The 18,166-nt window shown below is 40.1% G+C and carries 13 protein-coding genes; 7 read left to right on the top strand and 6 right to left on the bottom strand.

Annotated features, from left to right (window positions below; all coding sequences use genetic code 11):
- Positions 1 to 676: 676 nt before the first annotated feature.
- The gene (locus tag CAL7507_RS23035; RefSeq protein WP_015130891.1) at positions 677 to 1,642 is read left to right on the top strand and encodes a Terpene synthase metal-binding domain-containing protein; all 966 of its coding nucleotides are present in this window, start codon (positions 677 to 679) and stop codon (positions 1,640 to 1,642) included.
- Between the two features lie 92 nt (positions 1,643 to 1,734).
- A complete protein-coding gene (locus tag CAL7507_RS23030; RefSeq protein ID WP_015130890.1) occupies positions 1,735 to 3,129 on the top strand; it encodes a cytochrome P450 in 1,395 nt (464 codons plus the stop codon).
- Between the two features lie 22 nt (positions 3,130 to 3,151).
- On the opposite strand, the gene CAL7507_RS23025 is transcribed toward CAL7507_RS23030, so the two are convergent.
- Positions 3,152 to 8,716 carry an ATP-binding sensor histidine kinase gene (locus CAL7507_RS23025; RefSeq protein ID WP_015130889.1) on the bottom strand — a complete coding sequence of 1,855 codons (5,565 nt, stop codon included), beginning with the start codon at positions 8,714 to 8,716 and terminating at the stop codon, positions 3,152 to 3,154.
- Positions 8,717 to 9,104: 388 nt separating this feature from the next.
- Entirely contained in the window at positions 9,105 to 9,740 is a 636-nt protein-coding gene (locus tag CAL7507_RS23020) for a response regulator (RefSeq protein WP_015130888.1), read from the bottom strand.
- 300 nt (positions 9,741 to 10,040) lie between these two features.
- Between CAL7507_RS23020 and lipA the strand changes: the two genes are divergently transcribed.
- Together lipA and CAL7507_RS23010 are read left to right on the top strand one after the other, a co-directional pair.
- Positions 10,041 to 10,949 (top strand): lipoyl synthase, encoded by a 909-nt coding sequence (lipA, locus tag CAL7507_RS23015; RefSeq protein ID WP_042342407.1) that lies wholly within the window; start codon positions 10,041 to 10,043, stop codon positions 10,947 to 10,949.
- A 146-nt stretch (positions 10,950 to 11,095) separates the two neighbouring features.
- On the top strand, positions 11,096 to 11,206 hold the full coding sequence (locus tag CAL7507_RS23010) for a photosystem I protein PsaX (RefSeq protein WP_015130886.1): 111 nt from the start codon (positions 11,096 to 11,098) through the stop codon (positions 11,204 to 11,206).
- A 21-nt stretch (positions 11,207 to 11,227) separates the two neighbouring features.
- Here the strand turns inward: CAL7507_RS23010 and CAL7507_RS23005 are convergent, their stop codons facing one another.
- The gene (locus tag CAL7507_RS23005) at positions 11,228 to 12,112 is read right to left on the bottom strand and encodes a branched-chain amino acid ABC transporter permease (RefSeq protein WP_015130885.1); all 885 of its coding nucleotides are present in this window, start codon (positions 12,110 to 12,112) and stop codon (positions 11,228 to 11,230) included.
- A gap of 182 nt (positions 12,113 to 12,294) precedes the next feature.
- Here CAL7507_RS23005 and hrmK point away from each other — a divergent pair, with 182 nt between their 5' ends.
- Positions 12,295 to 14,109, top strand: coding sequence for a hybrid histidine kinase/response regulator HrmK (gene hrmK, locus CAL7507_RS23000; RefSeq protein WP_015130884.1), 1,815 nt, complete (start codon positions 12,295 to 12,297; stop codon positions 14,107 to 14,109).
- Positions 14,110 to 14,136: 27 nt separating this feature from the next.
- Here the strand turns inward: hrmK and CAL7507_RS22995 are convergent, their stop codons facing one another.
- The gene (locus tag CAL7507_RS22995) at positions 14,137 to 14,337 is read right to left on the bottom strand and encodes a hypothetical protein (protein WP_144051251.1); all 201 of its coding nucleotides are present in this window, start codon (positions 14,335 to 14,337) and stop codon (positions 14,137 to 14,139) included.
- A 244-nt stretch (positions 14,338 to 14,581) separates the two neighbouring features.
- On the opposite strand from CAL7507_RS22995, the gene larE reads away from it, so the two are divergent.
- Positions 14,582 to 15,415: an ATP-dependent sacrificial sulfur transferase LarE gene (gene larE / locus CAL7507_RS22990; protein ID WP_015130883.1), complete on the top strand. Its 834-nt coding sequence runs from the start codon at positions 14,582 to 14,584 to the stop codon at positions 15,413 to 15,415.
- 48 nt (positions 15,416 to 15,463) lie between these two features.
- Here the strand turns inward: larE and CAL7507_RS22985 are convergent, their stop codons facing one another.
- Both CAL7507_RS22985 and CAL7507_RS22980 read right to left on the bottom strand, forming a co-directional pair.
- Positions 15,464 to 15,826, bottom strand: coding sequence for a DUF4864 domain-containing protein (locus CAL7507_RS22985; protein WP_015130882.1), 363 nt, complete (start codon positions 15,824 to 15,826; stop codon positions 15,464 to 15,466).
- 27 nt (positions 15,827 to 15,853) lie between these two features.
- The gene (locus CAL7507_RS22980; RefSeq protein WP_015130881.1) at positions 15,854 to 16,918 is read right to left on the bottom strand and encodes an SGNH/GDSL hydrolase family protein; all 1,065 of its coding nucleotides are present in this window, start codon (positions 16,916 to 16,918) and stop codon (positions 15,854 to 15,856) included.
- Positions 16,919 to 17,828: 910 nt separating this feature from the next.
- Between CAL7507_RS22980 and CAL7507_RS22975 the strand changes: the two genes are divergently transcribed.
- Positions 17,829 to 18,041 carry a hypothetical protein gene (locus CAL7507_RS22975; protein WP_042341498.1) on the top strand — a complete coding sequence of 71 codons (213 nt, stop codon included), beginning with the start codon at positions 17,829 to 17,831 and terminating at the stop codon, positions 18,039 to 18,041.
- The last annotated feature ends 125 nt before the right edge of the window (positions 18,042 to 18,166 follow it).

The raw sequence follows: 18,166 nt of genomic DNA, 5'->3' as shown, positions 1-18,166 counted from the left end.
TACTAGTTAAATTTGTTACTAGTAAAAATCACCAGTAGCAAGATTTTTCAGATTAAAATTTCAAAGTTCTTAATAAAGATCCAGTTAATGCAAGCTTTGTTAATCATATTCAAAGGGTCATGTTTTCATATATGTCATAAAATCCTGACTTTTAAGTAAATTTATTTAAGTGGTTAGACACTTATAAAACTCAACATTATTAGTAGATCTAATTAAATACTCTTAAAACTTAATTAAAACTTAGCATTATTGTTTGGAGCTATACCAATATCTACTTATAAAAATGCAGATTTTTGAAATCTAATCTGTAAAAAGTCAACTTAATACGGTGTTGACAAGCCAAAGACTATAGCCTGTCCATTTTGGAAAAATGCAATATTTTATACATAGTCTTAAATAAACTTTATGAAAGTTAGCAATCACAGATAATTACGGATACTTTTTTTAATAAAAAATTAAACAATGATTGCACTAATTAATTTTGGAATTTGCAACTACATATATTAGCACCACCAACGCTGCTAATCAATTTTATCTATATGCTGCGCTAAATGTGGCATTGGAGTATTAGGTGTGAAAGTGAGTTGTCGGCAGAATAATCGCATTAGTGACTATCAATCTGTTCTGTGAGTCCTTGTGAGTCTTTTTCATTGTCCCTTACGACTCCTAAATTCTTATGAACAATTACATTATTCCTGATCTATACTGCCCATTTCCGTCGCAGGTCAATCAACATGTCGATGTTTTAGAAGAGTATGCTCTTGAATGGGCGTTGCGGTTCAACCTCCTGAAAAATGAATTAATTTATCAGCGTCTCTCTAAGTCAAAATTTTTTTTACTAGCTGCAGGTGCTTACCCTTACAGTCAGATCGAAGAACTGAAAATTGCAAATGACTTGTTAAACTGGGTATTTATTTGGGACGACCAATGTGATTTATCAGATTTAGGAAAACAACCTGAAGTACTAAAAGTTTTCCATCAAAGATTTCTGGAAATATTAAATGGATCAGAACTGACAAAGAAGGATACACCCCTTAGTTATGCTTTAGGTGATTTAAGACAACGAATGCTCCAAAAAGTGAGTAAAGAATGGTTTTTACACTTGGTGCATGGCTTTGAGGAATGGTTCTGCGGATATGAACAGGAAGCAAACATCCGTGCACAGGGAATCATTCCTGATGTTTACACCTATATGAAGTTACGTAGAGCCAGTGTGGGAGTAAATATTTTCCTCACATTGACTGAAATGTGTCATCAGTTGGTAATTAAGGATTTTTTACGAAACCACAACATAATGGAAAAGCTAAAATTGATGACAGGGCATATTATTGCCTGGTCTAATGATATCTTTTCTGCATCTAGAGAAATGGCCAGTGGTGATGTTCATAATCTTGTAATAGTACTTAATTACCAACAGCAAATTTCTTGGCAACAAGCAATAGATAATGTTGCTAAGATGCACGATAAAGAAGTAAAAAAAATGATCAGGTTAGAAGCATCTATTCCATCTTTTGGAGAAGAAGTAGATACTCAAATTTCAAACTATATATTGGGGTGTCATACCTGGATACGTAGTAACCTCGATTGGTATTCTCACTCTAAGCGCTATCAGAATACAGAAAGCCTAGAACTGGTGGCATAGTCAAGTGACCTAAAACTTTCTCTAGCGAACGGCTATTACTCTAAAAAAATTGAGTACACATAATTAGCTTGATTACTTAGGATGAAAAATAGATGCAACTACCCAACCGTCTCAAAATCCCTTCCTTTCTCCAAAAGCTCTACTGGGTTGTTGACCCTGTGGGCTATATGGAAAAAGCTGTTCAGCAGCATCCTGATAGTTTTACTGCTGAGATAATTGGTTTTGGTGGCAATGTAGTATTTGTAAATCATCCACAGGCAATCCAAGAAATTTTAACCAATGATAGGAAGAAGTTTGCAGCCATTGGTGAACTAAGTAGAATTTTAGAACCTTTGATAGGTGAATATTCGGTTCTCTTACTGAATGGTAATCACCACAAACGGCAAAGACAACTAATGATGCCCTCATTTCATGGAGAGCGTTTGGACATCTATGGTCAGCTAATCCGTAATATGACGGAAGAAGTCTGCAATCAGTTACCGTTTGACAAGCCCTTATCAGCCCTTGATGTAACGCAGAATATCTCCATGGAAGTTATATTAAAAGTTGTCTTTGGTCTATCTGAAGGAGAACGTTATCGAAAACTTAAAGATTTAGTACCAAAGTTTGTTTCGGAGATATTTAGTTCACCATTAAAATCTAGTTTTCTCTTTTTCCCATTCTTGCAACAGAATTTAGGATCTTGGAGTCCCTGGGGAAGATTTATCCGTCAACGGCAGCAAATTGATGAACTGCTATACAGTGAGATAGCTGAACGCAGAGAAAAAAACGATCCAGAACGGGTTGATATCCTTTCATTGCTCATGTCAGCTAAAGATGAAGAGGGTCAACCTATGACTGATCCGGAGTTACGCGACGAGTTGATGACCCTTTTAATTGCGGGTCATGAAACAACAGCAACAGCAATGGCTTGGGGACTATATTGGATTCACCATGTACCTAAAGTTCGTGAAAAACTTTTGCAAGAACTAGATACTATCGGGGATTTAAAAGACCCTATGAATATTTTTAGGCTACCTTATCTGGGGGCTGTCTGTAATGAAACTTTGCGGATTTCCCCTGTAACCATATTCACCTTGCCACGAGCAGTACAAGAACCAGTTACACTGCTGGGACATCCATTAGAGGCTGGTACAGTAGTGCAAGCTTGCATTTATCTGACTCATCAGCGTGAAGATTTATATCCTCAGCCCAAACAATTTAAGCCCGAGCGCTTTCTAGAAAAACAATTTTCTCCCTACGAATTTCTGCCCTTTGGTGGCGGTGTACGACGCTGCATTGGCGACGCTTTAGCACAGTTTGAAATGAAGATGGTATTGGCAACAATCCTTTCAAGCTATCAACTTTCATTGGCTGGTCGGCAACCAGAGAGACTTCAGCGCCGAGGTATTGTGCTGGGACCAGCCAATGGAGTAAAAATACTAGTTAAAGGACGGCGTGCGCGTCAAGAGTCTTTAGTCACTGCGGCAAATGCACTCAGTTCCTGATATAGCGATCGCCTTGCCCTATTTAGTTCATTGGAATCTCAATTACAAACTCAGTTCCCTCTCCTAGGGCAGAATCACAAGTTAACTTACCCTTGTGTTTGTCTACTACAACCTGATAGCTAATCGACAAACCCAATCCTGTACCGCTTCCAATCGGCTTAGTGGTAAAAAACGGGTCAAATATTTTTTGTCTTACTGCTTCTGTCATACCAGAACCATTATCAGCAATCTGAATCTTCACTGTGTGGTTGTCTACTAGTTCAGTATGAAGGCGAATTGTCAGATTATCAGTTTTTTTACCACTGATAAATGTCTCTTCTAAAGCATCGATCGCATTACTCAAGATATTCATAAACACCTGATTGAGTTGACCAGCATAACAACTAATTTCTGGCAGTTGTCCATACTCTTTAATCACTTCAATTTCCGGGCGATGGCTTTGTTGATTGAGTTTGTGCTGCAAAATCATTAAGGTGTTATCAATACCTTCATGAATATCTACAGGCTTCATTTCAGATTCATCTAGGCGGGAGAAGTTACGTAATCCCAAAACAATATTTCGGATGCGTGAACTCCCCATTTTCATCGAATCTAAAAGCTTTGGTAAATCTTCTAACAAAAAATCTATGTCAATTTCCTCATTCTTTGCCTCAACTAGAGAGGAAGGCTGAGGATATTCCTGCTGGTAAATATCAATCAAATCTAGCAAGTCCTTGACGTACTCACTAGCATGACTAACATTGCCATGAATGAAGTTTATTGGGTTATTAATTTCATGGGCAATTCCCGCCACCATTTGTCCTAAAGAAGACATTTTTTCACTTTGAATCAATTGAGTTTGGGTGCGTTGCAATTCCTCAATAGCTTGTTGCAAATGTTGATTTTTTTCGTTAAGTTCATGTGTTCTCTCTTGAACTTTATCTTCTAGCTTATGGTTGTATTCTTCCAGATTTTCATTAGCTTCTGCTAAATTTTTGTAGAGAATGGCATTTTCTAAGGAGATTGCTACTTGTGTAGTGAGTAGTTTGAGGAGTTCTACGCGATCGCGTGTAAATGCACCCGTAGTCAGATTATTTTCTAGGTAAATAATCCCCAGCATTTTATTTTGATTAATAATCGGGATGCACAAAAGGCTCTTAGGTTGTTTACGGATAATATAACTATCCTCTGCGAGGGATATATCAGCTTTAGCATCATCAATTACCAAGATTTCTAGCGTGCGTTTGACATAGTTAATCAAAGTTATAGGAACGTCATCACTTGACTCTAAGTTAATTGCTGGGAATTCTGTAGTTGAATTAGCACTGACTGCGGTGAGCTTTAAGTTTAAGTTATTACCTTTGGTCAAAATTAAAGCACCTTTAGAAGCTCCCGCATTCTCCATGACAACTTTCATTAAGGTAGAAATTAGTTGCTCAAGCTCAATCTCTCCAGAGAGTGCTTGAGAAGCCTTGATGACAGATGCCAAATCCAGAGAGTCTGAAATACTTGTCTTCGAGCCAATAATAGTTTGCTGATTGCTTACACTCGATAGAGATTTGCTATGGGAATAAGTGCTTTTCTCACTGGGATGAAGACTAAGTTTTTCTTGTTTAAGAATTGGAGCAAGTAATTGGGGGTAGCGTTTTGCCAAATCTTCAACTTTAGCTTTTGCTCCCCAGCGACTGTAACAATAGTAAGCATCAGTTAGGTAGGTTTGGGCAATCTTGGGTTTACCCCATTCTAAATAGAACCTAGCAGCCAGTTCGTTAGCGAGGGCTTCTTCATTGATATACTCATTTTCCTTGGCGAGGGAGATAGAGCGATCATACAATTCTATTGCTTCAAGATATTGACTAAAAACTCGATGCCTTTCTGCCTCTACTAAATAGAACTTGTGCAAATAATTCATCGGGGCATGATGCGCCCAGTGCTGCATCTTTTCTTGATTATTAGCCACCTTTTTTAGGATTTCTTTTTGTTCATATTCATCGACATTAGGGTAAATAGCTAGTCTTGTTAAAGAATCATAGAAATCTAAAACAGGTACAAATAACTGGCCTATTCCACAATCTATATAATTCTGTACTATGGCTGCATTTTTAATAGCTTCATGAAAGTTCTGAAATAGGTAACATAGATGTAGTTTACCGAAATATAAATATAAAAGACCAACTCCATCTTTTGCCTGAAGGTGAATTGCCAGCATTTTATCTTCGTTGTATGATTCACCAATTAAATAGCAGGGGTTTTCTACATTTCCTAGTAAATTTAAAACAATTTGCCGAAATATGGAGTTCCAGTTAAATGCTCTGTCTTGCTTAATTTTAGTAATTGCATTACTGTTAGTCACCATCTCTCTTTCTAGTTGTGTTAGTTCTTTACCGATGAAATATGACGAGTAAGAATAACCCTTAAGAGAAAAGGCGGCATATTCTAAATCTCCTGTTTCTAATCCTGTATGGTAGGCTTCTAGTAAAGGTTTGACTATTTCTCTAGTATGCTCTTTCCAATGCCTGATAACTGCATTGAATCCTTGCATAATCTTGGCTTTAACTTTTTTAGTATCGTACTTATCCATTATATTGATAGCCAGTTTGCCAAATTGATAGCCAGACTCAATGTCTCCTACTACTCCACAGAGAATTAGCCCATAAGTAATATAAGCAAAGGCAGATAATGCAGTATTACCATGTGTGAGTGATAACTTGATTTGTTTAAAAACAATCAGTGGAAAAAGTTGAGGAACTGCCTGATATACTAAACCAGATACACTTGATAAGAGAAGTGTCGCTGCCAGTGATTTACCTTCTATCATCTCTGGAAGGTCAATTAAGTCCTCAATGCACCTCCCATTCAGATTTGATGCTATTTCTCTCATCGCTAGCTGCACATCATACTGAGCGGGATTATCAGGAAACTCCACTCCCAATAATTTCAAAAATGCTAGCGCAGTATTGACAGCTTCTAGTGCTTTGTTTTGCGCTCCATAAGCTTGTATTTTAACCTCACAAACTTTTACCTTTTCCAGCAGTGTTTTAGCCTGTTCTAACACTACCTCTACGAACTGATCCATCTGCTCAAAGTTTCCAGCCAGATATGCCGCCTCTGCTGCAGTCTCATACAAATCCAGCGTTAACTCATATTTCTTCCCCCAGCTATTATCTGCAAGCAGTTCAATTCCTGTAGTTAAATACTTAACTGCAGATAGATAAGCCGTTGATACCAAAGCTTTACGTCCAGCAATTAGATTCATTGCAGCTAGTTCATCCCGCTTAGTCTGATGGGTGATGAATTCCACTGCGATATTGAACTGATTAACTAATTCAAAAATCTTGTCTTCCCGTTCTGCAACTGGGATATTGTTCAACAGCAGTAGTCCAATTTTTAAGTGAATTGGCTTTCTTTTATCTTCAGGAATCAGAGAATAGGCAGCTTGTTGTACCCGATCATGTATAAATTTATATTTGGGAAATGAGACGCTATTAAATGGTAATTGCTCAGGGTTTTTACTATCAATAACTCCTACTGAAACATGACTATCTTGAAATAATTTGTAAACATCAGTTTGAGGTATAATTAGCCCTTCGTGTAATGCTGTCCACAAGTCAGTTGCTGTATCTCCTGCAGATTTTTCATGTACTATAGCTAGAGTCTTTAAGTCAAACTCGTTACCAATACAAGCTGCAAGTTTTAAGACTTCCTGGGTAATATTCGGCAACCTCTCTATTTGCAGAGCCATAAATTCAACTACATCATCGGTCAGAGCTAAGACCTGTAATTGAGAAATATCATACCGCCAATAATTAACATCAAAGTCAAATGTAATTATTCCATCTTTATGTAAAGATTTGAGGAATTGATTAGTAAAAAACGGATTTCCCTTGGTTTTGGCAAATACCATTTGGGTAAGCGGAACAGCAAGCAATTCTTGACAACGGAGAGCATCAGCAATTAAATGATTTAAATCACTCTGGCTTAATGGCTTTAAATTGATTGAACTAATAATTGTGCCTGTTTCTTTGATTTCCTTTAATGTCAAGGAAAGGGGATGTACCGGGGAAACTTCGTTATCCCGATATGCACCAATTAGTAATAAACCTCCAGGAGGCTTGCCTAGCTTTTGGAGTTCACCTGCAAAAGGAGAAGATGTATTTTCACACATTAATAATTGCATGAATTTTAAGGAAGTTACATCTGCCCATTGCAAGTCATCCAGAAATATCACTAAGGGATGCTCTTTGGTGGTGAATACCTGGATGAATCTTTGGAAAAGTAAATTGAACCGATTTTGAGCAGCACTTCCGGAGAGTTCAGTAATTTCTGGCTGCTTGCCAACAATTAGTTCAAGTTCAGGAATTACATCAGTAATCACCTGACTTTGTGTACCCAATGCTGATAAGATTCTAGCCTTCCATTGTTGAACTTGAGCATCGGTTTCACTCAGCAATTGCCCAATTAAGTCCCGAAAGGCTTGCACCAATCCTGACAAAGGTATGTCCCTTTGGAACTGATCAAATTTCCCCTTGATGAAATAACTACGCTGCCTTGCAATGGGTTTATGAACTTCATTAATCACAGCAGTTTTGCCAATACCAGAGAAACCTGACACCAGAATCATTTCAGTTGTCCCCTCTGTGACTCGCTTAAAAGCTGCGAGTAGAGTTTCTAATTCACGTTGGCGACCATAAAGTTTTTCGGGGATGAGGAAACTGTCTGAAATGTCCTGTACTGCCAATTCAAAGGTAGCCGTTCCAGTATTTTGCCACTGGTCATAGCATAGCTCTAGGTCATATTTTAGTCCGTAAGAACTCTGATAGCGGTCTTCAGCATTTTTTGCCATCAACTTGCTGATGATGTCAGACAAAATTGAGGGAATATTGGTGTTAATACTGCTAGCTTGTGGTGGCTCTTTGGCGATGTGACAGTGAACTAACTCCATTGGATCATCGGCGCTGAAGGGTACTTGTCCGGTGAGGAGTTCAAAGAAGGTGACACCAAGGGAATAAAAGTCGGTGCGGTAGTCGATACCCCGGTTCATTCTTCCCGTTTGTTCAGGAGAAATATAAGCTAGTGTCCCCTCTAAAACGTTGGGATTAGTGAGGAATTGAATTTCTCTAGGTAGGAGGGAAGCAATACTGAAGTCGATGATTTTGATTTCACCTGTGGTGGGCTGGATCAGGATGTTAGCGGGCTTGATGTCTTTATGAATGACGCGATCGCGATGCAATCTTTCTAAGATGGAGACAATTTGAATGGCGATCGCGAAAAACTCACTCAGGGAAACAGGTTTTTTCTCCAATTGCCAATCTGCGAGGGAAATACCACCAAAGTCTTCCATCACTAGGGCATAGCCATTTTGATAGTTTTCTAGGTTATGGGGTTTAATTATGCCAGGAAGATCGAGATTTTTGGTGATGGTGTATTGATTGCGGAATTGGGCAATTTCTGCAAAAGTAGGATATTCATTCCGCATCAGTTTGAGAATGACTGATTGTTGGTCTTCCTCTCTGATAGCCCGATAAACTAGGGTTTTACTACCTGAGTAGATTTTTTCTGTAATGCGATAGCCAAGAATAGTATATGTTGTGTCTAATAATACTGTCATAGCAGCCTATATTGATACTCGAGTCTCTCTTCTTGAGTATTCCCATCAAGCAGGTAACAATATCACGCGATTTTATTTAATTTTGCGGTTTCGTGTTAAAAGATACAAAAAACCAGTAAATTCTTTTTTATTAAAAAACCTGCCGTTCCCTTTAATTCAAGAGTACATACAGGCAGGTTGAGTTAATATATGATTCACTATGTCTCTAACAAGTGGATACTTGTGAGCAGGAGAGATAATTTGTGGCTTTAATTGCGAGAATTCGTATTACTTTGTATCAAGTAGGCGCAAATAAATATAACTATCTCAAGAAAGATGAACTCGGCTAAAGCTCTTGTCCTTTGTACTGCCTGCCTTATTTCAAAAATAAATATTTACGCCGACCTACTTACTTGATTTTTTGTTTAATAAAAGTCACAACCTGAGATAGCTGTTTCTTTAAGCCGTCAATTTCTGCTTGCATCTTGTCAATTTTTTCATTCAGCAACTTAACCTCTTCGGCGGAAGAAGGTGTTCCAGCGCTAGAGGTTGCTACTGCACTATTGCCAGTGTTAGCAGTTGCTAAGGGCGCAGTAGCAGTGTTAGCAGGTGAAACTGTACCATTTTTCGTGGCTACGGCTCCGACTAAGACTGGTTCTGGACGCGGCTGTTTGGCCTTGGCCATTGCCAACTTAATTGCACTAATGAGTTGCTTTTGGTCAAAAGGCTTGCCGAGAAATTCAAAATATTCAAAGGGTTCTGATATCTTCTCTGTTACTTCTTCCTTACGACCAGACATGATCACTAAAGGAATCTTTCTTAACTCTGGGTTGGCTTGAACTTGTTGGAAGACTTCCCAGCCACTCATTTTAGGCAAGAGAAAATCCAACATAATCAAGCTGAGTTTTTCCTGAAGGATGAAGTTTAATCCTTCCATGCCGTCTTTTGCTTCTAGTACCTCAAAATTGCCTGGAGGCAACATCTCACGTACTTTTACCCTGACAACGGTAGTGTCATCTATAACTAAAATCTTGTTACTTGCCACAGCTGATTACTCTAACAGAAACTGTAGGTGAAATGGCGGATTTGCCGATTGACCTTGAGAATCCTCCCACTATATCCAACATTTATCTTGATTGGGGGATAGTATATTCCGGTATAAGTGAGAATTTTGGAAGTGTTTTATAAAACTTCTACTGATGCCTTGATGATTTGTTTCCAAGGGAACAGGGAAATCCCCATAATTACAATCTGAGGATTTGAATTTATTTTTTCCGTAGCGCCGCAGGACTGTTACCCTTACACCATGCCTGCATCAATTGAATTTTCTGATTTTGAATTATTTATGACTTCTTCACCACAAGCCCAACGTAAGTCGGAAATTATGGCGATGCCTCGCTGGTTGCGGCGCTCTATTGGCAAGGCTAGTGAGATATCCACCGTACAACAAATTATTAAGCAGCGGCAAATTCACACGATTTGCGAAGAGGGACGCTGCCCTAACAGAGGGGAGTGCTACACCCAAAAAACTGCTACTTTTTTACTAATGGGGCCAACTTGTACACGCTCTTGTGCTTTTTGTCAAGTAGATAAAGGTCATGCACCAATGCCTGTTGACCTAGAGGAACCACAAAAGGTAGCAGAGGCAGTACAGCTTTTGGGATTACGATATGTGGTGCTGACTTCTGTCGCCCGTGATGACTTGTCGGATCAGGGCGCGGGTCATTTTGTGCAGACAATGGAGACTATCCGCTTGTTGAATCCAGAAACTCAAATTGAAGTGCTGACATCAGATTTTTGGGGCGGTGTTGGTATGGCAGAGGAAGAGCAACGCCAGCGGATAGCGATGATTGTGAGGGCAAATCCGTCCTGTTTTAACCATAATATTGAGACGGTGCGACGCTTAACGGGCCCAGTACGTCGGGGGGCAAAATACGATCGCTCACTGCGAGTGCTATCTATCGTTAAAGAGTTAGATTCCACCATTCCCACAAAATCAGGTTTGATGCTAGGACACGGAGAAACTAGCGAGGAAGTGATCACTGCAATGGCAGATTTAAGGGCGGTGGGATGCGATCGCCTAACTCTCGGTCAGTATATGCGTCCTTCCTTAGAACATCTGCCAGTGCAAAAATATTGGACTCCAGAAGAATTTGATCAACTAGGCGACACAGCACGGAAAATGGGCTTCAGCCACGTCCGTTCTGGCCCTTTGGTTCGCAGTTCCTATCATGCTGGGGAAGGGGAAATATAAGGGTCAAGAGTCAAGAGTTAGTAATCTCCCTGCCCCCTGCTCCCCAATGCCCAATTCCCCCTTCCCTATATATTTTTAAAGAAATTGGCTAATTGGCGCATCTGTTTGGTATTTCTTAAACAGTCCTGAATTTAGGAGAACGGCTGATGACTGCTAAAAGTGGTAAACCAAATTACGCTTTCCGCACGGGTTGGGCACTGTTTTTGTTAGCTATCAACTTCCTGGTAGCTGCTTACTATTTCCATATCATCGAATAGTTAGCATCTAAGCGGTGCTGCTCAAATCGTTCCTTTGAATAAACCTTTGGGACGAATGAGCAGCACCAAAATCATGATCAACAGCGCTATACCTTGTTTATACTGAGAACCAAGCCAGGGAGTGCTGACTTCTTGAGCGATACCAATAATAAAAGCTGCAGCGATCGCACCGTAAGGATTACCAATACCGCCTAAAATTACAGAGGCAAATAATGGTAGAATCAAGAACCAGCCCATATTTGGGCGCACAGCTGTAATCAGCCCGTACATACTACCACCCAAAGATGTGAGCGTACCAGCAATCAACCAAGTCCAGAAAATTACTTGGTCAACATTGATCCCAGAAACTCTGGCTAAGTCCAAATCATCAGCAACGGCTCGCATGGCTTTGCCGATTTTAGTATTTTGCAGTAGATAGTGCAGCCCCAAAATTGCCACCACTGCTAGCCCCAGCACAAATAATTGATTTTGTGGCACTTTTAAGCCGAAAATATCTAAGGCAGAAGTAACGGGCACATTATAGTTTTGGTTTTTGCCACCCCAGATAAAGATAATGCCGTTGCGGAGAAATAAGGCCAGTCCAATGGAGATAATAATCAGGGTAGTGGAATTAGCTCGGATAGAGCGCATCTTTGACCACAGCAATTTTTCTGACAATAGCATTGCTGCTACTGTTCCTACCGTCGCCAAGATCATCGACAGCCAAATATTCACTCCTAGGGTATTGACTAGTAGTGTCAAATAGGCTCCTAATGTCAGAAAGTCACCGTGGGCAAAATTAGATAACCGTAAAATCCCATAGGTAAGAGTGAGTCCAACTGCTGCTAGAGCAATAATGCTCCCCACGGCAATCCCGTTGATGATTAATTGCGAAAATTGCATTAGTTGAGCAATTTGTATATCCATAATCCTCAGTTGTTCTCAATAAATAATAAGTGAGTGATTTCATACAATAACTTTTGAGATCCTCGTCACATTCGACACTATAAGTTATGCTTTATAAATAGAAGGCGTTTGTGCGCTAATATACACAGAATCCTGTTCGCACAAAAGCACGAAGCTCAACTTGTTCAGCGGTCTAGTTGACCATGCAGCAGTATTCCAGCTTACCAGAGCAGAACTCACAGATAGATGCAACACCAACACTTTTGACAACGATACAGCAACTTCGTGCCGAGTTGTGGCTAGAACACAGCTTGAACCAGTTACAGACTCACCTCAATGAATGCCTGCTTTCTGCTTGTACTACTGTGCCACAGCCAAGAGCTACAGAGGCAGAAATTTTTCAAACCTTGGCCGACAATCTCAGCAGTGCTTTGAACACCAGTAATGTGGCGTTTGCAAAGTATACTGTGGGTATTGCTCTGTTTCAGTCACAAAAAACTGTTGGTAAGCTTTTTTATATTTCTTCTCCATCTCAACGCTCACAACTTCCATTTTTAGAAGTAACAGACAGAAAAGGCAAAAAGCTACGCTGGCGATCGCAAGATCCCATAGCACTTGAAGATTTGCAGTATTTAGCCAGTCAACAGCCTCCCTGTGCTGGGCAATTAGTTAATGATTCTGGCGATGTCATCGGTTGGCTAATTATCTCGACAGCACCCCTCAATTCCGATTGTGAGTTACTCGAAGCATCACAAGCTAAACTGCGATCGCAATTAATCGAGCGAGCTGCCAAGCAATGCACTTTAGCCTTGGCACAATTGAGACAAATACAATTTTTGCAGCACAAATCGCAACACTTAGATAATACTAATCGAGAACTAGAGCGCAGCAATCAACTCAAGAACCAGTTTTTGGCAAATACTAGTCATGAAATTCGCACACCACTTAGTTCGATTATTGGTTTCACCCACCTACTTTTAGCCCAAGGCTACGATCCAGATAGGGAACGTCATCAAGAGTATTTAAATATCATTCAATCTAGCGGGAAGCACCTGTTAGCGCTGATCAACGATATTTTGGATCTCTCGAAGATTGAAGCCAATCAGATGGAAGTGCAGTGGGAAACTGTGAATTTACCAGGACTATGTCGTAATGTTTTGGCACTGGTGAAAGAAAAAGCTGCTAATAAGGGTTTGAAGTTGCTTTTAGATATAGATCCTGGTGTCACAACTCTAGTAGCTGATCCCTTACGACTTAAGCAAATGTTGTTAAATTTGCTCTTCAACGCCCTTAAGTTTACCAACACAGGGACTGTTGGTTTAAAAGTCTTCACTAAAGGCATATTCGTGCATTTTACAGTTTGGGATACTGGTACTGGCATTTCTCAAGAAGACCAGACTAAATTGTTTCAACCATATTTCCAAGCAACTAATGGTGAAGAAGGTACTGGTTTAGGGTTAGTGGTGACTCGGAAACTGGCAGAAGTTCACGGTGGTTGTGTGCAGGTGGAATCGGAATTTGAACGCGGCTCCAGCTTTACAATCATACTTCCCCTAACCCCAATGGGGGAGCCTTGGGACGATGCAGCGAAAAATCAGGGAGAAACATCTTTTTTATCTCTCTTTCCGCCTCTTGCTGTAACTCCAAATGTCTCCCGAGAAATTTTATTAGTGGAAAATGATTTACCGAATGCCGAATTAATGGAAATTTATTTAGGTAAGTTAGGGTATCAGGTAAATTGGGTAAATAATGCTGCCAAGATGTGGGAATCTCTCCAACGGCTAGCACCTGCAGTGATTTTAATGGATGTGAATTTGCCAGATGGCAATGGTCTCGACTTAGTGCGACAACTACGAGAAAATCAGCAATATCAGATGATCCCCATCATTGCCCAAACAGCGATGGCAATGAAAGGCGATCGCGAAATCTGTCTTGCGGCTGGAGTCAATGACTATATTTCTAAACCAATTGATTTACCACTTTTAGCAAGTCTAGTGGAAAAATACAGCCAACCTTAAAAATTTGTAATTCGTAATTAATTGCTATTATTCCATCGCCAAAGGATGTAGTGAGATTCTAGCGCCAGTGGTTTGAATTAGCGATCGCGCTTGCAAAGACTCCAGCACTTCCAATAGCATTTGGCGTGAAATGGAAAATGCTAGGTGCGATCGCCCCCAAAACAGTAAAAGTGAGTAGGCGTAGCCTAGGCTATTGACTCTGAGGGTTTTCAGCCCAAAATGCATCATCCAAAATCATAGTCGTAGTTAACGTTCTCATCAGGGCACGGCAGTGCCGATGCCCCTACGGTAAACACAAAAATTGCATGATAATTTTTAGCTAATTTCGTACAAAGTCAACACCCTAGGCGTAGCCCGTCATAGACATCACCATTCTGATATCGCACAAAATTCTACTACTCTCAACCCATCCATTATCAGCATCTAGAATAGAATTTGTTGGGTGCTATAGGACTGCGGTAGGAACAGAAAAATGACGACACTAACAAAAAAACTTGAGCAACTAAAAGTTATATTCGCTCAAATGGAGCAAGCGCTAATAGCTTACTCTGGGGGTGTTGATAGTACTTTGGTGGCGAAGATTGCTTATGATGTTTTGGGCGATCGCGCTTTGGCTGTGACTGCTGTTTCGCCTTCGCTGTTACCAGAAGAACTGGAAGACGCCAAAATTCAAGCAGCAACTATGGGGATTCTCCATAAAATCGTTCAGACGCATGAGATGGACAATCCTAATTACACCTCCAACCCTGTCAACCGCTGTTATTTCTGCAAAAGTGAATTACATGACACCCTCAAACCCTTGGCTTTGGAGTTTGGTTATCCCTATGTAGTGGATGGGGTGAATGCTGATGATTTACACGATTATCGGCCAGGAATTCAGGCGGCTAAAGAAAGAGGTGCGCGATCGCCTCTGGCAGAAGTCGGTGTTACTAAAATGGAAGTCCGCCAACTTTCACAACAACTCGGTTTACCTTGGTGGGATAAACCTGCCCAACCTTGTTTGAGTTCTCGCTTTCCCTACGGTGAAGAGATTACGATCGCTAAATTACAGCGAGTTGGTAGAGCGGAAATTTATCTGCGAAAGCTGGGGTTACAAAATTTACGCGTGCGTTCTGAAGGGGATACAGCACGTATTGAGTTGTCACCAGAACAAATCAAAGAGTTTGTGCTGACGATGGATTTACAAAAAGTAGTGGCTGCTTTTCAAGAATTTGGATTTATCTACGTCACTCTAGATTTAGAGGGTTATCGCAGCGGTAAGTTAAATCAAGTTTTAAACCGGGAACCTTTAAAAACTAAAGCATAATCTATTTGTCATTGGTCATTTGTCTCCCGCATCTCCCTGTTGCCAAAATTAGCTAATTTCTGCTTCTATAGGAACTAAAAAACAACCATTAATCCGCCAGGTGGTATCAGGCTGTTTTTCCATTAAGTATAATGCTCTTACAGGAACTCCATCAGGCCCAAGTAATAACACTGGTTGGGTGATATTGCCTTGAATCATTGTCATCTCTTCAAATAGAACAGAACGAGGACGGTATACAGCCGGGTAGCTGATCTTCACCATCTGTATAAAATTTGCTGGGTTGCGGAACTGTACTTGAATCCCCGGACTAGCACAGGCAAAAGCACTTAGCTGATCGTCCTTGAGAAAAGCTGCCAGTTGGTGTTCAATTACATAACGGATGGCGATGGTATCGCTATCAGTGAGATCCATAAATCATCAATCTAAAGTGGCGATCGCTTAATTATCACGTTTAGAGAGCTTTAATTCTATTTGCTGTATTACCGCTCGCCAAACATCATACCCGTCTGGTGATAAATGTAACCCGTCTGTGGTTAAGTCAAAACGTAAATTGCCTTCAAAATCTGTAAACCAACTGTAGATATCTAGATAATTAGCTTTTTCTTGTTTGGCTATCAGGGCTAGTTGTGCATTGAGATGGCGAATCCTTTTGTTGGGAATTTTCTCTAGGCGAGTAGGCAGAATTGATTGGATAATAATCTTTGCCTTGGGGTGAGTTTGCCGTAAACTGCGGATAATCCGGCGATGATTCAACAAAATCACTTGATCACTAACACCTTTACGTAAGTCGTTAATCCCCGCCATGACATATATGACATCAGGGTGGGTAGCTGAAAATGCTGCCAATCTTTTTAAAACGCCGCCAGAAGTATCTCCAGATATTCCCTGGTTTAACCACAATTTACCAGATGGTAATTTTCCTTGAGGAAACCACAAGCTTAAAGAATCCCCCACTAAAATATTCAGCCTATTTGCACCATGCTCAAGAGCGATCGCTTTGGCTTCTAAAGCTAATAAAGCTTTCCAGTCCTCATAAGTTAGTTGATGTTTCTTACCCGATTCCCACAACGATTGCAAGCTATCTTCATCTACGCGTTTAGAAGTCTGGCCTGTTTTCAGGGCTGCTAATCTTTGGTAGTAAAGTTGACTTCCGGATGTCAGTATAGGATTCGAGCCTTGGAAACTGGGGTTAAATGATGATTCGGTTGGTGCTAGTAATTCGCGCTGACTGAATTCTGGTAAGGAAACGTCAACACTAGGAATAATACTCTGCCCTAATATTGGGTGCGAATCTGCTAGAGGCTTTACAGCCTGCTGACTGAATTCTGGTAAGGAGACATCAACGCTGGGGAGATTTTCACTTGCTGTTGGCTGCGAACCTTGTTTTAAATCCCACTGGATTCGAGAATTCTCTGACAGAATAATCGACATCTGTGGAAGAGCCGATGCTGGTATGGCCAATCCTGTTAACAAGCCTGCTGCCAACAGATAAGGGTCCCTCATCGCTTTCTCTCTCCTATACTCATTACTTTTACCTATGACAGCTGTAACTAACTCAATTCAGGAAGATTTTACTTCTACTCAGTTATTATTCTGATTTAGACTGTCTAGGTCTGTAAAGTAGGTTCACGGAACTCAATTTGATAATTTACAATTTCTTTAAAGCTATAGCAATTTTCAAATGAATGAAGTACACCTTTCCTCAAAGGGGTCAGGAGGCAGAATATTGAATTCTCCTGAATTCTGAATTCTGAGAACCCAATCAAGGGTGTGTTTCACTAGATAGAGAACAGTGATAATCTTTACTTAGTGGTAGACAAATCTAATACCAATCCGTAATTCGCAATTCATGCTTCATACTTAAGAAAGTCAAATTTAATCTAGGTTTTCGGGTTTGAATATATTGCCGTATTTTCCAGAATTGGTATAATCATTTAACATACTTCCACTGACAGTACAGATTTTACTAATTCTACAACTTTTCACTACTAAATTTGTCGTCAAAGCCTGCTGTAATTATGTAGGACTTACGCAACTAGCATACTTATCTTCTCGTATAAGAGTCAAGGGTCAAGGGTCAAGGGTCAAAAGTCGAGGTTTTTTGGACTCTTGACTCTTGACAATCTAAACGAAAAAAATATGACACTTGCGTAAGTCCTATTATGTAGTGTGACGAGCATTACTATTAGGTTGTGTAAATAAATACGTTAATCATAAAAACTGTGATCATTGAATACTTAGTGGAGATTTTGCAGGAGTAGGAGAATAGTCTTCGCCTCTGTTAATATGATCTGCTATAAAAATTTAGTATTTATGCTTAAACGTATAAAAATAAGTCTTAGCAGCTTAAATTCAGTACTAAGGTTATATAGAAGAAATGGTGGGAAGTGCTAAGATTTAGGCGAAGTTATTAATTTTCCCCTCTTATTTTGTGGCTAGAGCTAGTACAGCGATCGGTGTCAGTCCAATTATTAAGGAGATTGTGCAAAAACAGGCACATTCGACACGGTTAACACTGAAAGAAGTTATTCTCATGGGTATGTTGGCTATTGACAAGCTGGACGATCAAAGTCGTCAAGAGCTAGCAGATGAGGTTCATAAAATGCAAGTCAATGGAGAGATTTGAGTTATGTGTCGTTTATCGGTTGTCTGATATTCTTAATTATCTAGCAATTGACCGTACAAATTGGGGTTGTATCAATCTGTTCGTGGTTAGTGTAATTTGGAACCAAAGAAGCTTCCCAATATATT

The sequence above is a fragment of the Calothrix sp. PCC 7507 genome (assembly GCF_000316575.1).
GTDB lineage: Bacteria > Cyanobacteriota > Cyanobacteriia > Cyanobacteriales > Nostocaceae > Fortiea.
Note: the sequence above shows the minus strand (reverse complement) of the source record. Positions and strands in the feature narration are given on the sequence as shown.

Bases quoted from the DNA above. Each gene is read 5' to 3' on its own strand.
- CAL7507_RS23035 (WP_015130891.1), top strand. From the start codon at position 677: ATGAACAATTACATTATTCCTGATCTATACTGCCCATTTCCGTCGCAG.
- CAL7507_RS23030 (WP_015130890.1), top strand. From the start codon at position 1,735: ATGCAACTACCCAACCGTCTCAAAATCCCTTCCTTTCTCCAAAAGCTC.
- CAL7507_RS23025 (WP_015130889.1), bottom strand. From the start codon at position 8,716: ATGACAGTATTATTAGACACAACATATACTATTCTTGGCTATCGCATT.
- lipA (WP_042342407.1), top strand. From the start codon at position 10,041: ATGACTTCTTCACCACAAGCCCAACGTAAGTCGGAAATTATGGCGATG.
- CAL7507_RS23010 (WP_015130886.1), top strand. From the start codon at position 11,096: ATGACTGCTAAAAGTGGTAAACCAAATTACGCTTTCCGCACGGGTTGG.
- CAL7507_RS23005 (WP_015130885.1), bottom strand. From the start codon at position 12,112: ATGGATATACAAATTGCTCAACTAATGCAATTTTCGCAATTAATCATC.
- hrmK (WP_015130884.1), top strand. From the start codon at position 12,295: ATGCAGCAGTATTCCAGCTTACCAGAGCAGAACTCACAGATAGATGCA.
- CAL7507_RS22995 (WP_144051251.1), bottom strand. From the start codon at position 14,337: ATGATGCATTTTGGGCTGAAAACCCTCAGAGTCAATAGCCTAGGCTAC.
- larE (WP_015130883.1), top strand. From the start codon at position 14,582: ATGACGACACTAACAAAAAAACTTGAGCAACTAAAAGTTATATTCGCT.
- CAL7507_RS22985 (WP_015130882.1), bottom strand. From the start codon at position 15,826: ATGGATCTCACTGATAGCGATACCATCGCCATCCGTTATGTAATTGAA.
- CAL7507_RS22980 (WP_015130881.1), bottom strand. From the start codon at position 16,918: ATGAGGGACCCTTATCTGTTGGCAGCAGGCTTGTTAACAGGATTGGCC.